Raw genomic sequence first — 19239 nt, 5'->3', positions numbered from 1 at the left:
ATACCGGCGCGCCTCACGCAGGGTCATATAGCTCTATTGTCTCGCTGCCACCACAGCCAAACTCCAAAACTCGCCGCGTCACGTTCCGCTTTCGCACCCTGACAGAGGTTAATCGTCGGCATCGTGACGATTTCTCCGAAAGCCTTAGCAACCGTTTAACAAATAAGTTCCAATGTTTTGCCGCTTTCGGGGCATAGGAGTAATCAAGTTGAACTTTCATCTGCGGTTTATTGTCATGCGTAGCTTCAATATTGCGAATTGTTCAGCCGCTGCACTCGTAGCCGCAACCTGCTTACTCGGTACCACCATCCGCCCTGCCCCAGCTGCGGCCGATCCACAAGAGGTCGGCGTCTGGTATGACGACACGGGGAAAGGCGCCGTCAAAATCGAGATCTGCACGCCGACGACGCTGTGCGGAAAGATCTATTGGCTGCAAGAGCCGATGGCTGGCGACGGCCAACCCAAGGTCGACAGATACAATCCCGATGCTTCGCAGCGTACGCGTCCGATTTGCGGCCTGCCGGTGTTGGGTGATCTCGAGCAGCTCTCCGGCGGCGGTTTCGACAACGGCTGGGTTTACGATCCGAAGGAAGGCAAATCCTATAGCGTTGCGCTTGATCTCGTCGGTCCCGATACGCTCAAGGTGACCGGCTACAAGGGCATGCGCTTTTTGGGCAAGTCGTTCATCTGGACGCGCGCTCCTGCCGATTTGCCGTCCTGCGCTCCCGATGCGGCCTCGGCGCCGGAGGCTGTCCATCCGGGCGACGCGAAGAAGCAGAAGCAGGCGACCGGCGCAACGAAGAAGCCGAGCAAGACCGCTTCCGGCACCTCTGCTTCCGGCGCCTCTAAAGCGGGAGCCACCGACGTCGCGGCCGCGACGCATAAGAAGAAAAAGCCGCCCGAGAAGGCAGTGGCGACACAGCCTCAGCCGAAGGCCCAGCCGCCGGTTGCCTCGAACTGATCGAAGACCCATTTCTGAAACACAAAAGGCGGCGCCAACATCTGTTGGAGCCGCCTTTTCACGATAGTGCCATATACGAAATCGATGTCGAGAAAGGCGGCGGCTACTCAGCCGCGCCTAGCTGCTTGGTGCCGGTCGACGCAGGCTTTTGAACTGCGACCTTGTCGGCCTGACGGGCCAGCACGCGGTCAACAAATTCCATTGTCCGGTCAACGACATAGCCGCGCTGACGATCGAGCGTGACCAAGTGGTAGCTGTCGTCGAGAACGGAAACTTCGACCATGCCGCCGAGCTGACGCTGGAGTGCCATCGTATTCTTGATGTCGCTCTGGTCGTCGTGGCGGGGATGGAAGATCAGCGTGTGAAGCTTCACGAGCGGCAGCATCGGCCGGACGTTGCGCACGAGGCAGAAGAATTCATAGACGGTGCCGCCGCCGCGCTCGGTAATGTCGGCCGGCATGTTATCGGTGCCGCGCATCGAATCGAGCGCGAATTTACGTACGCGCTCATCCTTGATGCCGTAGGGAGCCGGGGTACGAAACTTGAAAAGGCGGGCGGTCCACTTGTCGGTGACAAGATGGAACAGCTTGATGGCCTTCGGAATGGCCCAGCCGTTGACTGCAAGCGTCGGCGCGTAAAGCATCACGCCACAGGCTTGGTCTTGACGGTAGGCTGCGAGCCTCAAAGCCAGGATAGAGCCGGCTGAAGCGCCACCGATGATGACGTTGTCGCAAACGCTGCGCAAATGATCGAATGCGTCCGAAACCGACTTGTACCAGTCCTGCCACGTCGAAAGGCCAGAGACGTCGGTACCGAAGGTGAGGCCCGGAACCACGGGGCAATACACCGTCAATCCCTTGCGGGAGAGGGCATGCGCGACTGCTTTCATCTCAAGCGGCGATCCGCCCAAGGAGTGAACCAGCAAAACGCCCGATTTCCCGCCGGGGATGTAAACGCTTCCGCGAGGAGGCTGAAATTTTTCTTGGTTTTTCATTACCTACGTTGAACTCGTTATTACCCTGTGGGACGCTAATTACGACGTGGGCGCTTCGGATGCCAACGCAACTTTGTCGCGTCGCCGCGGATTTGAGCTTTTTTGCAGATACTCGCAGTTCAGATTCAGTTTGTGAAGGTATGACGAAGTAGCTGAAAACACCATATGTTTTGACGTCAGGTTACTTACGATTGGTTAAGGCGGACTTCATGCCGCGCCGCAGTTTGCCGCTAAATGTTGCTGCATTGCGGCACATGGCTACGCCTTCCTGGGGGAAACTTTGGTTCTTCAGGATTGAGAGCTCCTTCGAGATGAAGTTTCTTTTTTGAACTGGTGGCGAAATCGAATCTGGCCAAGACGATTATCCAGCAACCGCTAGCTTCTAGACACTGTTCCCGCGTAATCGATGCTTTATACTTAAACTGGCGTTACCGGCCGCGTTCCCGCGGAAACACACCGGTAGGATCTGCCGGGGACTGAGCTGAAGTGACCGTTTCCTTGCGTCTGCCCGTATCGCTGCTGACCGCTGCGGCAATGGTGTTGTGCCAGCTTCCGCTGCGGACTGCCGTTGCCGAGCCCATCAGCAGGGCGGATTATGAGGCTTGCCAGGCCAAGGATGACGCTGCGCTCAGGGCCGCCGTCGTCACCATCGCGACAGACGCGATCACGAATGGCACAAAATCTATCGACTACAAGGCCTTAGTCGCCGACCAGTGGCGGCAACGCAATCTCGACCAGATCATCGATAACCGCGTCGATATCGCGGTTGCCGAGATAACAAGCGAGACGAGCTGGTCGGACCGGCTTCAGTCGCTTGCCGACAGCGAAAAGTCGCAACAGCTCGCCACCGCAGTCGCCGAACGGGTTTACCGCTCGGATGCCGTGAAGACCGCGATCGAGGATCTGGCATCGGGCGTTGCGACGGAGGTCGGCAAATCGATCGAATTCGCGAGCTCTGACGCGACGGGACCTCTCCTCGACTGCCTGAAGGCCTACGTCGGGCCTCGCTATGGAAGCGCCGTCGCCGATGCCCTAGCCAGCGACGCGAGCAAGGGCGTCGTCGTTGATCCCAGCAAAGGGTCGAGCGGCGTGTCGGCAGGTTCGGTACTGAAAGAATCGAGCGGGGGCCTCGCTGGAGCGACGATCCTCATCGTGCGGCGCCAGCTTGCCAATCTGGCGGAGCGCGTCGGCCAGCGCATCGTCGGCAGCGTGCTTTCACGACTTGTATCGGTCGTGGCGGGCGGCGTCGGCCTTGTCCTCATCGCAAAGGACCTCTGGGACTTCCGCAACGGCGTGCTGCCGATCATCGCCACCGAAATGAAGGCTCCGGCGACTAAGGATAAGGTTCGCGAAGAGCTAGCCAATACTCTTCGTGAGCAGATGAACGAACACGTTGCGGAGATCGCGAACGCCGCGGCCGATAACGTCATCAACGTTTGGCAGACGTTCCGGCGGGCGCACGCGCTCGTTCTGAGGGTCGCGGACGAGAACGGCGAGTTCCGGAAATTCCTGGATGGTGTGAAGCCCGATGCCTTGCCTCGGCTTGATGAGGTGGTGTCGATTCTGGTCGCCTCGGAAGGCGAGCCTGCCATTCTCAGCCGCCTGAAGGACGGATCGCTGAACAGCGCCGTGCACCTGATGCCGGACAAGGGCCTCGAAATCGCTCGCGACCTGAAGTCCATCGGAGCCGGGCTCGATTGGACCGCGCTTGCGGGCGATCAACTCGGAAAGGTGACTGACTACGAGTTGCATAAACGCATTTCGCCGAAGGACCTCACCCGCGCGTCGCTCGACCGTATTCTGGCTCTCAATGACCGGATTGCGATCATACGGATTGCGAGCGTCCCGCCGGATGCACGAGAGATGCTGTTCACGCTCAGCTCGGGCGATCTCGACAGCCTTCTCAGATCGCTTTCGGAGGACGAGCTTCGGGAGCTCGCCGGTTATCTTTCGGGATTGAAGCCCGGGCCGCGGGAGAAGGTTCTGCGCGCCGTCTCGGCCGATCCCGCCAAAATGCAAATTCTCGCCTCGCGCCGGGTTCGCGAGCGCATCATCGCGAGCAGCGATCAGGGCGCCGCGGCCGACATGATGCTGGCGCCGGCGGCGGGCTATTCGACCAAGGTCCTGGGAGACGACCTCAAGCTCGTCTGGGATGGCCGGGTGGCCCCGCTGTTACTGTGGGACAAGCATCCGCAAGCGGTCGCGGGAGCCGGTCTTATCGGCTTGATTTTGCTGGCGTGGCTTGCTCGCCTCTTTCGTCCGAGGCGCGTATCCGGTGCGCCCGCGAGCCGTGCCTAGATAGCCGCTTGGGCAAATCGGCACCGCCCGAAGCTTTCCACATGCAATCGGCCACGCTTTGTCTCAAGGCGCTTTGCTGCCTGCTATAAGGATTCGCGATCGTGAACCCATGAGACCAAGGGGGGATGACATGCGCGTTCGATTGAGAGCCGAGGAGGGAGTGCACGACATGGGTTTGAAGGCGCCAGGCATTGTTACTTTTATGCTGTCAGTGGTCCTGACAGTGATCGTTCTGATGTCGAAATTCTTCGGCGCGGAGATCCCTTGGCTAACGGGAAATGAATCTTGGGCAATGCTTGCCGCGTATACGATCCTTATGCTCGGCTGCATGGTTCGAGGCATGTGAGGCGACACTGAAAATCGATCAATGTTCAGTGGAGTTCGTTGCAATTTTTAGTTTTCGTAAGACCGCCTGCTTACGATGTGCGCAGGTGACGCGCGGCATCGAGCGGACTAGAGCATCGTCATGCTGCTGAGTATCCGAGAAGGCATGCCGAAAGAAATTCCTCAAGTCTTTGCACGCCGCGCACGGCTTTCATCGAAAGCCATAATAACAGCGGTTGCGTTGACGCTTGCGGCACTTGCGGCGATCGCCGTCGCCTCTCATCGAGAGACGAAGACTTCGGTCAAGACGATCAGTCCCGTTACGCAAGTAACGGTTGAAAGCGAATCGCTTCTAGTGCCGGTTGTCGCCAGAGAGGCGCGGCACTAGGGGTTCGGCGCGAATAAGTCCGCGCACGGAATTTCCGAGATATATCGCGGTTGCCGTGCTGACGTCTTCGATGGTCAGCTTGGCTTCGACGGCTCTTCCCTCATCAATCAGCGCAGCCCGAAGCGTTCCGGGTAGCAGGCCGGCCGCGAGTCGTGGCGTCAGGAGCTTGCCGTCACGTTCGACAAATATCGTCGTGCGGCTGCCTTCGGCAAGTTCGCCATTCTCATTGAGATAGACCACCTCATCGGCGCCGAGCGTCTCGGAATAGTGTTTCCACTCCCGGTCATAAAGCTCGCGTCGGGTCGTCTTGTGATACAGGAACAGGTCGCCACTGTTCACGCGCGTATCAGAAATGACGTAGCGGATGACAGCATCGGCGGCGCCTTCCGGCTGAGGCGTTGCTGTGGCGCTAACGGCTCCGTCCTCGTCAAGAAGCAGTCTTACGCGCAGCCGTTGGCCGGGCTGTTCAGCGATAGCCTTATCGATCGCGTCGCGCACCTTCTCGGCGTCGTAGACAAATCCGAAGTACGCCGCGGACGCGGCCAGCCGCGCCAAATGATAGCCCCTCAGCCACACGCCATCGCCCGGCACGTAGAGCATCGTTTCGATCAGCTCGAACCGGCGAACAGGATCCGTCAGGAACTTCATCTTGAGCAGGCACTCGGCATATTCTTTCGGCCCGTCGGAGTCGGCGACGATACCGGATCCGATACCCATTTCGCCGGCGCCCTTCCGGTCGATCACGGCCGTGCGGATGACGACGTTGAACTGCGCCGAACCGTCCGGAGAGAAACTTCCGATAGCTCCGCAATAGACGCCGCGCGGTTCTGTTTCCAGTTCGCGGATCAATTCCATTGCCCGGATTTTTGGAGCCCCCGTGATGGAGCCCGGCGGGAAGATGGCCTTCAGGATGTCTCGAATGCCGACGCCGTCCTTCAGGTGGGCGCGGACACCCGACGTCATCTGATGAAGGGTCTTGAATGTCTCGATCGTAAAGAGATCGGTCACGGTCACCGACCCGAGATCGGCGATGCGCCCCAAGTCGTTGCGCATCAGGTCGACGATCATCAGATTTTCGGCGCGATTTTTGATGTCGGTCGAAAGCCCCTGGCGCACCTCAGCCTCGCCTTCGGGCGTACCGGCGCGGGGCGCGGTTCCCTTCATCGGGCGGGTTTCAATGATGCGATCGTGAAGGTCGATGAAGAGTTCGGGCGAGGCGGAGACAATGGTGACATCGCCGGTATCGACGAGGCCTGCATAGGCGACGCGCTGCTTCAGACGCAGGTCGCGGTAGAGGGCAAGCGGAGAGCCCTCGAGATTGAACTTCGCCTTGAAAGTGAGATTGAGCTGGTAGATGTCGCCGCTGCGGATGTTCTTTTGAACTTCTTCGAAGCGCTTCAAATAGGAGACGCTATCCCAGCTGTGGGCCAGCTCGCCCAGAGTCGGATTTCCGATCGCCTCTTCCGTCAGCCAACCCTGCACCTCGGCGCCCGTCATCTCGCGCGGCGCGGTGTAAAGGCCGAACCAGAGGAACGGGACCTTGCGCCGTTCGGGCAGAAGATGCGTCAGCCTCGGCTCGAGCAGATAGCCAAGCTCGTAGGAGAAGAACCCGGCTGCGTGCAGGCCCCGGGCAATGCCGGCCTGCAAGGCTACGAGCGCAGCCTCAACGTCTTCCGGAGCGTCGGCGCGGATGATCTCGACCGGCTTCTCGAAGAGCTTCGATACGGCTTCGAGGCTCGTGCTGTTGTCGAGCAGCACGAAGCCTTCGGCGAGGCTTGGCGAGGTGGGCCTGGCCGAGCCGGCAGAACTTGCTTGGGAGGGGTCCGCAGCGGCCGTCCCCGCGGTCTTTGATGAAGAGGAATGCATGAGCCGCTTCTAGCGCGGCCGTCGCGGGATTGCCACTGCGTCGTGCTCAACAAATCTGCGAGATTTCGCCCAGCAGATTCAGCCGGCCGCCAAATACGGTCGCGGTTGAATCTGTGTCTCGACAATGATGAAACCGTTCACCTACGAATGGGCCGCACGGGTCTCACCGGGCGAGATGGCGCGCGCCATACGGAATAGGCATGAGCTGCGAGGCCGATGCCCCAGCCGATGAGCACCCAGTAGAACCAGATCGTCTGCGGGTTCAAAAAATTTATTATCGCAAGAAGTGCATTGACGAGGACGTAAGCCAGCAAGTGAATCCTGAAGCCTTTGTTTTGGAGCAGTTTGTCCATTTCGGTCTCCGACCAACAATCGCGCGAAATCCGCTGCTGCTATCTAACGGGTTTCCGGTGCTCGCGCTCAAAAATCTATTGTCAATCGTCCGTCCGCGATATCGGAACCTTGTTTTACTCGCGGGCGTTTGGATTTGATGCCGTTGCGGGCACGCAGCTTGAGAGCCCGATCACGAGGGCGATTTGGAGATCCCGATGGGCAGTAGCGAGAAGCCGAAGGCTCAGGTCGATAAGGAACTCGACGAGGCCCTCCGGGAGACGTTCCCGGGCAGCGATGCGATCGCCGTCGATCGTACCCGTGACGAGCCGGTGCGGCCCGTCGATCGCCGACCTCCGCTCATTGACAAAGGCCTCGTTGAGAAACTCTCAGAACAGGCGAAGTCCGAACAGATAAAGTCAAAATAGCGGGGCTTCACTTTAGCCTGGATCCCTTCAGCGGTCGAGGAACGACGATAACAGAATTCGGCCGGATAACGCGGGTTATCCGGCCGAAATTTTTTACTCATGCCGGCGTATCACGGGCCAGGGTTTGGCGAAGGTGCGGGGTGCGTCGGGCTTGCGTTCGGCGATGTCGGCGAGGTTACGGGCTCAGTAACTGTCGAAGCGCCAGTATTCGTTCTATCGACCGTGGGAATGACGCGGCCGAACAAATACCAGCCTATCAGCGCCAACCCGATCAGCAGTGCGATCATTCCAATTGACGACGAAGTTATCCGAGAGCGTGAAAGGTTATCGACCTCCCGGCGCTGACCGGTGTGCGGATCGGTATAGATTGCCATCTATGCTTCCTCCATTATCGGGATTGGAAAAATAACGGGCCCCAAGAGAGGAAGGTTCCGGGCAGCCCTCCGAACTCTGTGGCGTCCTTCAAATCGATGATAATGAGCGATGTGGTCTTACCTGCAGAACTGGAAGACAATTTATGACAATTCTACAGGTTGGTGCCCTGCCCCTTCGGAAAACGCGCGAGGGACTGGAGGTCCTTCTCGTATCCTCTCGAGAAACGGGACGATGGGTCATCCCGAAAGGATGGCCTTCAAAGCGGCTCAGCGATCCTAAAGCGGCAGCGCGAGAGGCGAAACAGGAAGCCGGGGTGACCGGCAAAATCGCCAGTCTGCCGATTGGCAGTTATCGCTACCGGAAGCAAATGCCGGATGAAACGCGCGTGCTTACCGTCGCCTGCTACATTCTTTGGGTGAAGAAGGAACGGAAGACCTGGCGCGAGCAGGGCCAACGAACGCGTGTTTGGTTTTCTCAGGACGAGGCCATCAAGAAGGTGCGGGAGCCTGGGCTGAAAGCACTCATCGCCGGTCTCGAAACGCCACGCAAACGCTAAGCGGCGCCGCGGGCCTTTGACAACGGTTGCGGGGAACTCTCCCATCCAAAAACCGAGCGGCCGCCAAAGGATGATGAATTTGCTCGTTCCTGAGCGAGGTAGTCGTCAAAGGTCGGCCCATCGGCCGTGCGTTCCAGCAGCCGCGCCTGCTCATCCAATCTCTTAAGCGCGGCGAGCGTCTCGCTGTTTCCGAGCTTGGCCTTCTGGACGGCGGACTTCAGAACCCTGATCGTCTCGTCGTAAACCTTCGTCGGCACCGGGTAAGGGTGCCGATCCTTGCCACCGTGCGCCAGCGAAAATCGCGCGGGATCTTGAAAGCGGTAGGGGGCACCGTGGACGACCTCCGCGACCATCGCCAGCGATTGAACCGTTCTTGCTCCGACGCCTGGCGTCAGCAGCAAATCGGGAAAATCTTTCGGACCCTGCTCGGCGGCCGCGGCCAATGTTCCATGAAGGCGGCGGATAAAAACGTCGCTCGAGCGAACCTCGTGGCGATCTGGGAGCGAAAGATGCGGCAGGGAGAGCTGTTGCTCTTGCGGAGCATCGAGCTCCGAGTCCGCCAACAACCGTGAAACGATTTTATCGGGACCTAACGTCGAAAGAAGATCGAGTTGCGCAGATCGTGATGCCTCCGCCCGACGATCCGTGAGGTTGACGATTTCGCCCTGGACCGGACCGTCGATCGCGGTATGTGGCTCATCGATGAAGTTCGACTTCGACTGCGAACACCAATGATAACGGCGAGCCTGCCGATTATCCGTATTCATACCCTGCTGGACGACGGTCCAGTGGCCTTCACGGGTAACGAAGAAGCCGTGAAGATAAAGGTCGAAGCCATCCTGAATGGCGGCGCTGTCGACCTTGGCGACGAGACGGCTCGTCCTTATCAATTCGTCAGCGTCGATGCCAACCCGTTCACCGATTTCGTTCAATTCCTGCGGCGTCTGACGCGATTGCTTGCCGCGACCGCCGCACACATAAACCCCGAGTTCGTCTTGTGAGGGCCGCAACCCGCGCTTCAACGCTCCTATGACGCTCGTCGTGACGCCGGAAGAATGCCAGTCCATTCCCATCACGGAGCCGAACGATTGGAACCAAAACGGATGGGCGAGACGCGCCAACAATTCGTCTCGCCCGTATTCTTGCACGATCGCCTGGCATATGACCGCACCGAGCGCGGCCATGCGAGCCGAAAGCCACGCGGGAACGTGACCGCTGTGAAGCGGAAGATCAGCGCTACCTGTACGTTGTGCCATCGGTCCCATCAGAACTGCCTCTGATAAACGTATGATGAGTCGTCGGCCGCGACCACAATGACGTTCCTTCAGACATTTGCAAATCGCGGCGGGCGCGCTCGAACGCCGCCTCGAATTTCGCTTTCCTGTCTAGCCGGGACGCACGTGCGCGCCGCGTGAACTCACCTAGCTTCATGCACAAATTCCTCTTTCAATTTTGGATATCTGCGAGAAATTCTGCTGGGAGCCGTCCTCAAGAATGTGAGGCCTTGCCCCTTGCGGTTAATGAACCACGCTTCAGCTTGATTGTTCCGGCAGACCGTGCCCAAAGTTTTTCTTGCGTCGAACCAGCGCATCCGGCGGCTCGAAACTTACCGGCCCTAACGCGCACTCCTGCTCGTGATCCGTGGCGTGGGCGTCGCAGAAGATGAACCTCTTATAGCTCCGACAGATGACAGACCGGTTGTCGACGTTACACCGGAAAATGCCGACAGGAAGGTCGCGGTGGAGGTCGGTTCGGCGATGATGGAGGGGTACAGGCTCGGTGACAGGGCAGAGGGGGCAGAAGGCGTAGTTGTCGCGGTCGGCAGAAGCAGCGCGTTAAGCGCCACACCCGATGCTGCCGGCGGAGGCGACGACAGTACGTCCCCACTCAAAATCGATACATTCGAACTCGACGGATCAATTAAAACTTGCAACGAACTCCGTGCGGATGGGTCGACCCTATCGGCCTCCGTCGCCGTGGGGCTAACGGCTCCGGGAACCGCCGAACTCGACTGCACTGTGGTGATATTGTTCGGCGCCGTGGGCGTCAGCGGACTAGTTGTCGGAGTCGTAACCGGCGACGCTCCCGACGGCGTGCTGACGATCTCCTGCGCTAAAACAGCCGAAGAGGCGCCGAAAATGAGAGCGGTAGAGAGGGCAATCAAAATCTTCGTCATGGCCTTCAATCCTACTTGCCCCGTCATCATGTAGGAACTTAGGAGCGAAATCACAGTTCCGAACGGCAAGCGGGGACGCTCTCGAACGGGAGTGCACGTTCGTCATTCACACTGAGTTAACCAGTCGCAGCCGCGCGCTTGCCTGATCGCCACATCGACTGAGTTAAACGGATCGAAGATCTTTAGATCATCCACATATGGAGATCGTCCGTCGACTGCTGAAATTGTAGTGCGACCGGCGAACTGAAGTGCTGCTTGAGGGATGCGTATTTTGACGAGCGACTTGTCGGCTTTTGCAAAGCACCCATACCGTTTTATCATCGCGATACTGAGTGGCTACCGGTGGAGCCACGTTGCGATTCTGCTGTCGGTGACAGCTGCCGTCACCTTTTCGGTTTCAACCCAATACGGTTTGAAGAAGCTGGTGGACGCGCTTTCTGATCCTTCACGACACGGAGCCGTTTGGTTCGCCTTCGCACTGCTCATTGGTTTCATTGCGGCCGACAACCTCTCTTGGCGGCTAGCAGCTTGGATTGGCCATTCGACGTTTACGGGCGTTTCCGGGCGCGTGCGGCGAAAGCTTTTCCGGCATTTGACGGGCCATGCTCCGAGTTTTTTCCACGGGCAAGCTCCAGGCGCGCTCACCAGCCGGATCACGGCCACGGCTAATGCGCTTTATACGACCGAGACCATGGTGACGTTCAACGCGATGCCTCCGCTCATCGCGACGGCCGTTTCAATCATCTATTTGACAACAGTGAGTGTCGCGATGGCTTTGACGCTGACCGCGATCGTCGGTGTCGTGGTCGTCCTTATGTTTTACTGGGCAGCTCGCGGCACGCCGCTTCATCATGGGTACGCTCGCGAAGCAGCGAACGTCGACGGCGACATGATCGACGTCATTTCCAACATTTCGGTCGTCAAAGCCTTTGGGCGGATGCGGAGCGAACATCGCCGCCTTGGCGGCGTCATCAGCCGTGAGGTGCGCGCCCGCAAGGAGAGCCTGTACTTTCTCGAGCGTCTTCGGATCTTTCATGCCGTTGTGACCGCCGTGCTGACGTGCTGCGTGCTTGCATGGTCGATCGTGCTCTGGCAGCGGGGACAGGCAACGGCAGGCGATGTCGTCCTCGTTTCGACGCTCGGCATTTCCATTCTGAGTGCTACGCGCGATCTTGCGGTGGCACTCGTTGACGTTACGCAACATCTGGCGCGCTTTTCCGAAGCTTTGAGGACGCTGCTGACGCCGCACGCGATGCCTGTCAATTCCTCGTCGAAGCGGGTTGCTGCCGCGCGAGGTGCGGTAGAATTCCGCGATGTCAGCTTCGCCTATCCGGATGGGAAGCAAGTTTTTTCGTCATTGAATTTCAAAATCGATCCCGGCACGCGAGTTGGTATCGTCGGTCCCTCGGGCGCTGGAAAATCGACGATCTTTTCACTCATCCAGCGGTTCTATGACGTTCAATCCGGCGCGATCCTCATCGATGGAGAAGTTGGCGCGCTTCTGCCCGACGATTCCTTAAGAAAGGCGATTGCCGTCGTGCCTCAGGACGTCAGCCTGTTTCATCGGACGCTCCGCGAGAACATTCGATATGGCCGCCCCGGCGCCAGCGACGACGAAGTTATGGCAGCGGCCCGAATGGCGCGATGCCTGAGCTTCATCGAGCAGCTGCCCGCCGGGCTTGATACCATCGTCGGCGACCGAGGCGCCAAGCTCTCGGGCGGTCAACGGCAGCGGGTCGCGATCGCGCGAGCGTTTCTGAAGAACGCGCCCATCCTTCTCCTCGACGAGGCGACATCCGCGCTCGATAGCCATTCCGAGGAGATGATCAGAGAGGCGCTCACGACGCTTATGCACGGGCGAACGGTGATCGCAATTGCGCACCGGCTCTCGACGCTTCGCAACTTCGATCGCATCATCGTCATTCAAAATGGCGAGGTGGTGCAAGACGACACTCCCGAAACCCTGATCAACAAGGCCGGCGCGTATAAATCGCTCGTCGATCTTGAAGTGCGGCGTCTGAAATCGGCTGCCGCATAGGAATTGGTTTCGCCGCGCAATCGCGGCGAAACCAATTATCTCAGCAAGACTTTTGCGCCGTCGCGGCAATCCGCAACGTCGATCGTCACGGCGCCGTTCTTCCGGCGGAGAATAAAGTCTGCGACGCCCGCGCCTGCGCGCATATTTCGAACTCTCATCTCGCCGACACGCTCCGGCAAGTACGGAGCCTTCAGCGTGATGGTCCGGGATGCTCCGTCGATTTCAAGGCCCATCAACGATTTCAAGAGATGCAACATCGAGCCGCTTGCCCAAGCTTGCGGCGAGCACGCCACCGGATAGAGAATGGGCGCGCGCCCAGCGCGACGCCGAAAGCCGCAGAACAGTTCCGGCAATCTGCCCTGGGACATATTGAGTGCTGCATCGAGCAGTCCATTGAAGACGGCCTCGATCTGATCAGATCGTCCGTAGCGCGCGAAACCCGCCCCAATCATCGAGTTATCGTGCGGCCAGATCGATCCGTTGTGGTACGACATCGGATTGTACCGAGCTTCCGTCGTCGCGATCGTTCTGATGCCCCAGCCCGAGAAGAAATTCGGCGACAGCATCTGCTTGATGACGCGCATCGCCCTTTCGGAATCGGCGATGCCCGAACTCAACGCATGACCGGCGTTGCTCGATCTCACATCGACACGTCGTTTGCGGCCATCAAGGGCCACAGCGTATGTGCCAAGTTCCGGCGACCAAAACTGCTCTTCGAAGTTCTTCTGTAGCGCGGCGGCTTCATCCTGCAGCCGGCGTGCCAGATCATCCTGGCCGAGCATGGTCGCCATACGCGCCGCGACGTTCTTTGCCTCGTAGACATAGCCTTGCACTTCGACCAGCGCGAGCGGCCCCTCGGCAAGACTGCCGTCCTTATTGAAAATCGCGTCGTGACTGTCCTTCCATCCCTGGTTCGACAAACCTTCTTCCGTCTCACGCGCGTATTCGACAAACCCGTCGCCGTCGGGATCACCAGGACCATTTATCCATTCCAGCGCTTTCAGGATCGCGGGCCAAATTTCGCGAAGGAAATCTTTGTCGCCAGTGGCTGTGATGTAGGCTCCAGCCAAGACGATGAAGAGCGGAGTGGAATCTACGCTGCCGTAATAGAGGCCAAAGGGGATTTCGCGCAGCGCCGCCATCTCTCCGTTGCGCATTTCGTGGAGAATTTTTCCGGGCTGCGCGTCGGCCGCAGCATCGTGCGATTGAGCTTGATAACGCGCGAGGCGACGAAGGACGCCGCGGGCTATGGACGGATCAAGCCACAATACTTGCAGCGCCGTTATCAGCGCGTCGCGGCCGAAAGTCGTCGAATACCAAGGCGTTCCCGCATAGGGATAGGGTCCGTCGGGCGTCTCTGTAATCAGCAACCTCAAATCCGCCAAAGAGCGCTTCAGCACGTGGTCGAGATCGGGTTGCGAAACCTCGATGCTCGTTGCTTGCTGCTCGGTTCGGCGGAGGTGGCGCTGCGCGTCGCGCAATCCTTTGGCGTAAGAGCATGGGGCTCTTGCCCGATCACTTTCCGCCACCGCCGTCACGAAAACGCGCTGTGTCCCTTTGGCCGGGATATGTAGACGAAAGAACGCCGACGTCTCCCTCAAAGAAACGGGCTCAGGATCGATATAAACGGTCGTTTGACGGACAACGCTGTCCAGACCCGAATAGACAAACCGGACGGAATGCGGAGATTCGACGTTGCGGCGAACCGTTCCTCGTTTCTCGCGACGCATGCCGCGCACTTCGAAGATGTCCGAGAAATCGGCATCAACGAAGATCGTGACCGGCAAGTTGAGATCGATATTCGAATGGTTGGTGAAAACGAGGCGCTGCCGGAGGCTCGCATCTCGAACGTAGGTGGTTCTGAAGACGTGAACGACGTCCTTGTGCAGCCAAAGTCCGCCATTCGAATAGACGTCGGTATTCGTCAGATCACAGCAGAGCTGAAGATCCTTTCGATCGAGCGTGGAGCCGAGAAGCAATGGCGGCCGTCTCGCGATCAACAGCTCGAGCCGAGATATGTATCGCGTATCGTTGTAGAAGAAGCCGTCCGAATGATTCCCGAATGCGCCGATATCGCCATGCGTGTCGACGACGACGAATGCATCATCGTGCTTCAGCGTTTCATGAGCACGCGGGGAGCTGTCGGCCGCAGCGTGAATCCGCTCCGGCTCGTGCTCGAGGTGATCAGGTTGCCGGGATGGCGCGACTGCCATCGCAAAAACTCCGTTCAAATAAAGATCGCGCCAAAGCTTAATAATAGACGCTTTCCGTGGCGTCGGCCACTGCGTCAATTGACGAGAGTCTCGTGGACGGAGGTGATTTCGTCGCTGCGAGGAGCCGGTAGGCGCCCGGTCGCTGCAAACGCTCCCGCATAGAGCGCAACGTAAGCTTTGGCCATTGCAGCAGCGGTAAATCTCTCGTCGAATTGCTCGCGAATTCGCACGCGATCGAGGGCCAGTACGCGCGGTAGCGCGGCGATGGCGCTTTCGACGTTATTCACGATAAAGCCAGTTATGCCTTCGTCGATAACCTCTCTGACGGAACCGTTATCGAAGGCCAGAACCGGGGTTCCGCACGCCATTGCCTCAATCATCACCATTCCGAAAGGTTCCGGCCAGTCGATCGGGAAAAGCAGGGCGGACGCCTCTCCAAGAAATTTCGTTTTCTCGCGATCGTTGATTTCGCCGACGAAATGAACGTCATCGCCATGAAGCAGAGGTTTAATTTTTGCTTCGAAATATTCGACATCGACGGCATCGACCTTGGCCGCGATCCTCAGTGGGAAGCCCGCAGCTCGTGCGATTTCGATGGCCCGGTCGAGCCGCTTTTCAGGCGATATGCGACCCAGGAACGCGAGATATCCGCCGCGCGGATTGAACGTCGGCCGGTGCAAATCTTGCGGCAGTCCGTGATAGACCGTTCCCGCGAATTTGGCATGGGGGATGGGCTCGCGCTGCGAATCCGAAATCGACACGAGGTTCATCTCGGGGAACGCGCGATAGAGAAGCTGGAGATCGGGAAGGTCCTGACGGCCATGAAGCGTCGTCAACGTCTTATGGGCGATTGTCCGAAAGACCGGAAACTGAAACTGATCGATGTGAAAATGGATGACGTCGAAGGTCGATGCCATGCGGCGGATCTGGTCCACCATCATCATGTAGTATGGAATCGGGTCGCGTACCGCGGGATTGGATCGTAGCGATTGCTCGCAGCACGGAATCAATTTCGCCGACGTTATGGAGTCCCCGCTCGCAAAGAGCGTTACGTCGTGGCCTTGGCTAACTAGTTCTTCGGTTACGTAAGAAACGACTCGCTCTGTTCCCCCGTAAAGTTTGGGCGGAACGCTCTCAATCAAGGGCGCAACCTGTGCAATCTTCATGCGTACGTCCTTCCCGTGCTCGGGAAGCTTAACGTCACGGTACTCGAATCGTTCCCGAGCTACATGCGGCGCGGTGGCTGCCCGCGTTCGAAGTTAAGAAATGATCGCGGATGGAAGGACGAGATCCGTCATAGCTACCTGCTCGCATTTTCGAGCAATCGACATAATGCCGAGAAATCATCAGACGAATTTGTTGGCGGGAATTTTCCGCATGCACGAGCCGAGGCATGCGTGCCGTCACAACGATCAGCGATGGAAAATCGCCCGTAGGGTAACACGCTCGGACGTAGAAATTCCGACGGAGGCGCTTATGGCTTTGAAACGTCGAACTAGCGGTTGCGGAGGTTCGGGTTGCGCTGCGTCGGGTCATTGAACAGCGGGTCGTAGTTCTGCTTGATCGGCTTCGGATAGGTCGAGGTCGTTGGCGATGGAATAGAGCCAGTGATGCCCGCCCCAGGAAGGCTCGACGAAGGGGTTCTGATCAGCGGCGCGGTGGGCTCTCCCATCGTCGGCGAACGAAGGCGCGTTTGCGCATAGACGGGCGAGGCAAAGAGCGTCACGGCCGCGATAAGCATAAGACTCTTTTTCATTTTCCCTCCGTTTCCCGATGGATAGTGCGAGATGCACGTTCTGGCAACGTCTCTGGACGCCTGTCCCTCATGCATCCTCGGAAACATGGACCAATGTGACAGCCGAAACATCGATTTAAGACGAATCGCGCCGATAATCTGCGCGGCGGACATGGCGGCCGTTGGGCAGAGCGTTGAGGGTGCAAACGCCTCCAGCGCAAACATGCATCGCAATTGTCACCCTCCCACCAGCAGGGCGATACAGCGATGCGCTGGCCAGAGCGAATGAGCATGCGAGTCCGCCGTGTAACACTTGCCTTAGCAACCAGCGTCTGGCGCTTCTAAAATCGGGCGAAACCTCGCGCGGAACGAAGACGGGCACGCCCGATGCGTGCCAGCATGGCCTACGTCTGAACTTCTGTTGCTGATGCGGAAGGTGAGCCGATGGGAAAGCTGGTTCTTCTGAGTGGTGAGCGCGCAAAGAAAGAGTTGGAAGAAAAGCAGCGGATTATCGCTGGATTGAAAGAGCTTCTGGCGCGGGCCGAATGCGGCGAGTTGAAAGCGATCTGCTACGCAAGCGTCGATGCCGACGGCCAGAACGTTACTCTGGGGATTTTGCAGGATGACAAGACGGGCCTGCACGAACTGATCGGTCTATCTCAAATGCTGAGCGACGCCATTCTTCAAAGCGCGCGAGACTAGCGCGGGCAGTCGGTGCCCGAATAAGCGCGAATTCGTTTCCTTTTGGAACGCTCATTCGAGTCTGCGAAACCGTGCGCGAAAATACTCTGCTCCGGACAGGGATTAATAATAAGCGGCGCTCATTCTGGCCGATGATGCTGGCCGACATTCCCAACAATTCGGAGAGAGACAGTGAAGACGATTGCAATCGCCGTTGCGGCTTGCGGAATAATCGCAGGCGGCGTGGCGGCCGCTCCTGCTGGGATAATCCAACCGAAAAACATTTCGATCGTTCACCTGACTCACGGGCGTGGCGGCGGATGGGGTCCCAATACCGGCGTCATCGTCGACGTACCGTGGGAAGCTATGGGATATAACAATCCCCCTGCCCCTAATCCCGATGCCAATCGCTGTCGCGAAGCGCGGCACGCCTGCTTTGACCAGTGGGGTACGGACGGGCGCCGATACGGGCTCTGCATGCAGCGTGCCGGTTGCTGATCGATAGAAGTTGGAGGTGAGCAGCACGCGCCACTCACCTCATGATCTTTAAGCGGCAGGCTTCGCCGGACGCTTTGAGACAAGATGCTTGTGGGTATGCTTCGACGCATAGTGCTTCTTGGCATGCTTCGAAGCGACGTGCTTGTGGGCCGGCTTCGCGGCGTAGTGCTTCGCAGACTTATGCGTCGCATGGGCCTGATGATGATGGTGGTGTTGCACATGCTTCACCGGTTTTTCGGCTGCGCTCGCAACGCCTGCACCAAGCATCATTGCAACTGCGGCAATAGCCACTGTCATAGCGGTCTTCATTTTTGGGCTCCTAAGTTTTCTAAAGCGTCTCATCGACGTGGAGCACCGGTCATAAGGTGCTTTGCCTGTCACATAGATGAACGGATTGCCCGTTTTGACATACAGTTTCGTAAGGTCGATGCCGTCGTTAATCCGAGATGAGACGGCACTGTAGAACTTTATGGGACGAGCGTTCCACATATTGGCTGGCCGGCTAATCGCGTTGGAAATGGCTCGGCGCTCGTCACTTGTCGCGCGCGCAATAACCCAACCCTCGTCGCGTCTCGATAATTTTCACGCCTAACTTCTTTCTCAATCGCAGGACGACAGCTTCTATGGCGTTGGCTTCATGCAATTCGTCGTTTCGATAGAGATGATTCCCCAGCTCCGTTCCAGGCACTACGCGCCCCTTGTGATGCATCAGATAGCTGAGAAGCCGGTATTCCAACGATGACAGGTGAACCAAGCGGCCATCGACGGCGACCCGCATCGTGCTGGTATCGAGCACGACATTGCCAGCAGTGAGATAGGGCGCTGAATAGCCGTGCTTCCGGCGTAAGACCGCGCGGGCGCGCGCAATCAATTCCTCCATTTGAAATGGCTTCGTCAGAAAGTCGTCCGCACCTAGGTTGATGGTCTCGACGCGGGTCGACCAACCTGCTGTCGCCGTTACGGCGATAACGGCCATGTTGCGGCCTTGTGTTCGCCAACGGCGCAAAATGGTGAGGCCATCAAGTTGAGGAAGTCCCAGATCGAGGAAAATCAGGTCGAAATCTTCAGTCGATCCTAAGAACCATGCTTCGTCGCCTTGCCGGCAGACGTCCACGATAAAGCCGGCGGCCGCGAGGCTGGCCTCCATCGTTGCGGCTATGAATGCATCATCTTCGACGACAAGCGTCCGCATGATAATTCCGAAATACCTGGGACAGGCAGCGGTCCCCGCCAATGCCGTTATGTCCGGACTCCACGCTTCCAGACCATTGGTATCTAGCGACGTCGCCCTCAGCATCGGCCGGCAGGCGTATGGAGTTAATCCAGAGGTCGCAGCGTTCGGGACTAACGTCTGAAATTTCCAGTCAAGCGTTTCGGG

Annotated in this window: 20 protein-coding genes; 10 read left to right on the top strand and 10 right to left on the bottom strand. The window is 58.3% G+C overall.

Annotated elements, in window-relative coordinates; translation table 11 throughout:
• Nucleotides 1-208: 208 nt before the first annotated feature.
• A complete protein-coding gene (locus G359_RS03670; protein ID WP_045835031.1) occupies nucleotides 209-961 on the top strand; it encodes a DUF2147 domain-containing protein in 753 nt (250 codons plus the stop codon).
• A gap of 103 nt (nucleotides 962-1064) precedes the next feature.
• Here the strand turns inward: G359_RS03670 and G359_RS03665 are convergent, their stop codons facing one another.
• The gene (locus G359_RS03665; protein WP_045835030.1) at nucleotides 1065-1955 is read right to left on the bottom strand and encodes an alpha/beta hydrolase; all 891 of its coding nucleotides are present in this window, start codon (nucleotides 1953-1955) and stop codon (nucleotides 1065-1067) included.
• 486 nt (nucleotides 1956-2441) lie between these two features.
• On the opposite strand from G359_RS03665, the gene G359_RS03660 reads away from it, so the two are divergent.
• From G359_RS03660 to G359_RS03650, 3 genes are all read left to right on the top strand, one after another.
• The gene (locus G359_RS03660; RefSeq protein WP_156150661.1) at nucleotides 2442-4253 is read left to right on the top strand and encodes a hypothetical protein; all 1812 of its coding nucleotides are present in this window, start codon (nucleotides 2442-2444) and stop codon (nucleotides 4251-4253) included.
• Between the two features lie 130 nt (nucleotides 4254-4383).
• Entirely contained in the window at nucleotides 4384-4599 is a 216-nt protein-coding gene (locus tag G359_RS03655) for a hypothetical protein (RefSeq protein WP_045837606.1), read from the top strand.
• A 120-nt stretch (nucleotides 4600-4719) separates the two neighbouring features.
• A complete protein-coding gene (locus tag G359_RS03650) occupies nucleotides 4720-4965 on the top strand; it encodes a hypothetical protein (protein WP_045835028.1) in 246 nt (81 codons plus the stop codon).
• On the opposite strand, the gene pabB is transcribed toward G359_RS03650, so the two are convergent.
• The gene (pabB, locus tag G359_RS03645; protein WP_052699173.1) at nucleotides 4930-6831 is read right to left on the bottom strand and encodes an aminodeoxychorismate synthase component I; all 1902 of its coding nucleotides are present in this window, start codon (nucleotides 6829-6831) and stop codon (nucleotides 4930-4932) included. The genes G359_RS03650 and pabB overlap by 36 nt on opposite strands.
• 137 nt (nucleotides 6832-6968) lie before the next feature.
• Nucleotides 6969-7184, bottom strand: coding sequence for a 2TM domain-containing protein (locus tag G359_RS03640; protein WP_045835027.1), 216 nt, complete (start codon nucleotides 7182-7184; stop codon nucleotides 6969-6971).
• Nucleotides 7185-7379: 195 nt separating this feature from the next.
• On the opposite strand from G359_RS03640, the gene G359_RS03635 reads away from it, so the two are divergent.
• On the top strand, nucleotides 7380-7589 hold the full coding sequence (locus tag G359_RS03635) for a hypothetical protein (RefSeq protein WP_045835026.1): 210 nt from the start codon (nucleotides 7380-7382) through the stop codon (nucleotides 7587-7589).
• Nucleotides 7590-7699: 110 nt separating this feature from the next.
• Here G359_RS03635 and G359_RS19880 read toward each other — a convergent pair whose 3' ends face one another.
• Nucleotides 7700-7963: a hypothetical protein gene (locus G359_RS19880; RefSeq protein ID WP_082072781.1), complete on the bottom strand. Its 264-nt coding sequence runs from the start codon at nucleotides 7961-7963 to the stop codon at nucleotides 7700-7702.
• Nucleotides 7964-8106: 143 nt separating this feature from the next.
• On the opposite strand from G359_RS19880, the gene G359_RS03625 reads away from it, so the two are divergent.
• A complete protein-coding gene (locus G359_RS03625; protein WP_045835024.1) occupies nucleotides 8107-8520 on the top strand; it encodes an NUDIX hydrolase in 414 nt (137 codons plus the stop codon).
• Here the strand turns inward: G359_RS03625 and G359_RS03620 are convergent.
• A complete protein-coding gene (locus tag G359_RS03620) occupies nucleotides 8517-9776 on the bottom strand; it encodes a DUF763 domain-containing protein (protein WP_045835023.1) in 1260 nt (419 codons plus the stop codon). The two genes, G359_RS03625 and G359_RS03620, sit on opposite strands and share 4 nt — an antisense overlap.
• A 390-nt stretch (nucleotides 9777-10166) precedes the next feature.
• Between G359_RS03620 and G359_RS03615 the strand changes: the two genes are divergently transcribed.
• Together G359_RS03615 and G359_RS03610 are read left to right on the top strand one after the other, a co-directional pair.
• Complete coding sequence (locus G359_RS03615) at nucleotides 10167-10730, top strand: hypothetical protein (protein ID WP_156150660.1); 564 nt, start codon at nucleotides 10167-10169, stop codon at nucleotides 10728-10730.
• A 228-nt stretch (nucleotides 10731-10958) separates the two neighbouring features.
• Nucleotides 10959-12734 carry an ABC transporter ATP-binding protein gene (locus G359_RS03610; RefSeq protein WP_045835021.1) on the top strand — a complete coding sequence of 592 codons (1776 nt, stop codon included), beginning with the start codon at nucleotides 10959-10961 and terminating at the stop codon, nucleotides 12732-12734.
• Between the two features lie 35 nt (nucleotides 12735-12769).
• Here the strand turns inward: G359_RS03610 and G359_RS03605 are convergent, their stop codons facing one another.
• The 3 genes from G359_RS03605 to G359_RS20300 all read right to left on the bottom strand — a co-directional run bounded on the left by G359_RS03605 (nucleotide 12770) and on the right by G359_RS20300 (nucleotide 16703).
• Complete coding sequence (locus G359_RS03605) at nucleotides 12770-14947, bottom strand: amylo-alpha-1,6-glucosidase (protein WP_045837604.1); 2178 nt, start codon at nucleotides 14945-14947, stop codon at nucleotides 12770-12772.
• A 74-nt stretch (nucleotides 14948-15021) separates the two neighbouring features.
• Complete coding sequence (locus G359_RS03600) at nucleotides 15022-16113, bottom strand: glycosyltransferase family 4 protein (RefSeq protein ID WP_045835020.1); 1092 nt, start codon at nucleotides 16111-16113, stop codon at nucleotides 15022-15024.
• Nucleotides 16114-16442: 329 nt separating this feature from the next.
• Nucleotides 16443-16703, bottom strand: a complete 261-nt coding sequence (locus tag G359_RS20300; RefSeq protein WP_156150659.1) for a hypothetical protein — start codon at nucleotides 16701-16703, stop codon at nucleotides 16443-16445.
• A 423-nt stretch (nucleotides 16704-17126) separates the two neighbouring features.
• Between G359_RS20300 and G359_RS03590 the strand changes: the two genes are divergently transcribed.
• Together G359_RS03590 and G359_RS19875 are read left to right on the top strand one after the other, a co-directional pair.
• A complete protein-coding gene (locus G359_RS03590) occupies nucleotides 17127-17384 on the top strand; it encodes a hypothetical protein (protein ID WP_045835019.1) in 258 nt (85 codons plus the stop codon).
• Between the two features lie 171 nt (nucleotides 17385-17555).
• Nucleotides 17556-17861 carry a hypothetical protein gene (locus G359_RS19875; RefSeq protein ID WP_156150658.1) on the top strand — a complete coding sequence of 102 codons (306 nt, stop codon included), beginning with the start codon at nucleotides 17556-17558 and terminating at the stop codon, nucleotides 17859-17861.
• A gap of 48 nt (nucleotides 17862-17909) precedes the next feature.
• Here G359_RS19875 and G359_RS03585 read toward each other — a convergent pair whose 3' ends face one another.
• Nucleotides 17910-18170: a hypothetical protein gene (locus G359_RS03585; RefSeq protein WP_045837602.1), complete on the bottom strand. Its 261-nt coding sequence runs from the start codon at nucleotides 18168-18170 to the stop codon at nucleotides 17910-17912.
• A gap of 223 nt (nucleotides 18171-18393) precedes the next feature.
• Nucleotides 18394-19053, bottom strand: a complete 660-nt coding sequence (locus G359_RS03580; protein ID WP_045835018.1) for a response regulator transcription factor — start codon at nucleotides 19051-19053, stop codon at nucleotides 18394-18396.
• Between the last annotated feature and the right edge of the window lie 186 nt (nucleotides 19054-19239).

Source organism: Hyphomicrobium sp. 99, assembly GCF_000384335.2.
GTDB lineage: Bacteria > Pseudomonadota > Alphaproteobacteria > Rhizobiales > Hyphomicrobiaceae > Hyphomicrobium_B.
The sequence above is the reverse complement of the archived record's forward strand: the minus strand, read 5'-3'. Positions and strand labels throughout refer to the sequence as shown.

What these genes read in the sequence shown, in the direction of transcription:
- G359_RS03665 (WP_045835030.1), bottom strand. Translation starts at nt 1,955, where the DNA reads ATGAAAAACCAAGAAAAATTTCAGCCTCCTCGCGGAAGCGTTTACATC.
- G359_RS03655 (WP_045837606.1), top strand. Translation starts at nt 4,384, where the DNA reads ATGCGCGTTCGATTGAGAGCCGAGGAGGGAGTGCACGACATGGGTTTG.
- G359_RS03650 (WP_045835028.1), top strand. Translation starts at nt 4,720, where the DNA reads ATGCTGCTGAGTATCCGAGAAGGCATGCCGAAAGAAATTCCTCAAGTC.
- pabB (WP_052699173.1), bottom strand. Translation starts at nt 6,831, where the DNA reads ATGCATTCCTCTTCATCAAAGACCGCGGGGACGGCCGCTGCGGACCCC.
- G359_RS03640 (WP_045835027.1), bottom strand. Translation starts at nt 7,184, where the DNA reads ATGGACAAACTGCTCCAAAACAAAGGCTTCAGGATTCACTTGCTGGCT.
- G359_RS03635 (WP_045835026.1), top strand. Translation starts at nt 7,380, where the DNA reads ATGGGCAGTAGCGAGAAGCCGAAGGCTCAGGTCGATAAGGAACTCGAC.
- G359_RS19880 (WP_082072781.1), bottom strand. Translation starts at nt 7,963, where the DNA reads ATGGCAATCTATACCGATCCGCACACCGGTCAGCGCCGGGAGGTCGAT.
- G359_RS03625 (WP_045835024.1), top strand. Translation starts at nt 8,107, where the DNA reads ATGACAATTCTACAGGTTGGTGCCCTGCCCCTTCGGAAAACGCGCGAG.
- G359_RS03620 (WP_045835023.1), bottom strand. Translation starts at nt 9,776, where the DNA reads ATGGCACAACGTACAGGTAGCGCTGATCTTCCGCTTCACAGCGGTCAC.
- G359_RS03610 (WP_045835021.1), top strand. Translation starts at nt 10,959, where the DNA reads ATGCGTATTTTGACGAGCGACTTGTCGGCTTTTGCAAAGCACCCATAC.
- G359_RS03605 (WP_045837604.1), bottom strand. Translation starts at nt 14,947, where the DNA reads ATGGCAGTCGCGCCATCCCGGCAACCTGATCACCTCGAGCACGAGCCG.
- G359_RS03600 (WP_045835020.1), bottom strand. Translation starts at nt 16,113, where the DNA reads ATGAAGATTGCACAGGTTGCGCCCTTGATTGAGAGCGTTCCGCCCAAA.
- G359_RS20300 (WP_156150659.1), bottom strand. Translation starts at nt 16,703, where the DNA reads ATGAAAAAGAGTCTTATGCTTATCGCGGCCGTGACGCTCTTTGCCTCG.
- G359_RS03590 (WP_045835019.1), top strand. Translation starts at nt 17,127, where the DNA reads ATGGGAAAGCTGGTTCTTCTGAGTGGTGAGCGCGCAAAGAAAGAGTTG.
- G359_RS03585 (WP_045837602.1), bottom strand. Translation starts at nt 18,170, where the DNA reads ATGAAGACCGCTATGACAGTGGCTATTGCCGCAGTTGCAATGATGCTT.
- G359_RS03580 (WP_045835018.1), bottom strand. Translation starts at nt 19,053, where the DNA reads ATGCGGACGCTTGTCGTCGAAGATGATGCATTCATAGCCGCAACGATG.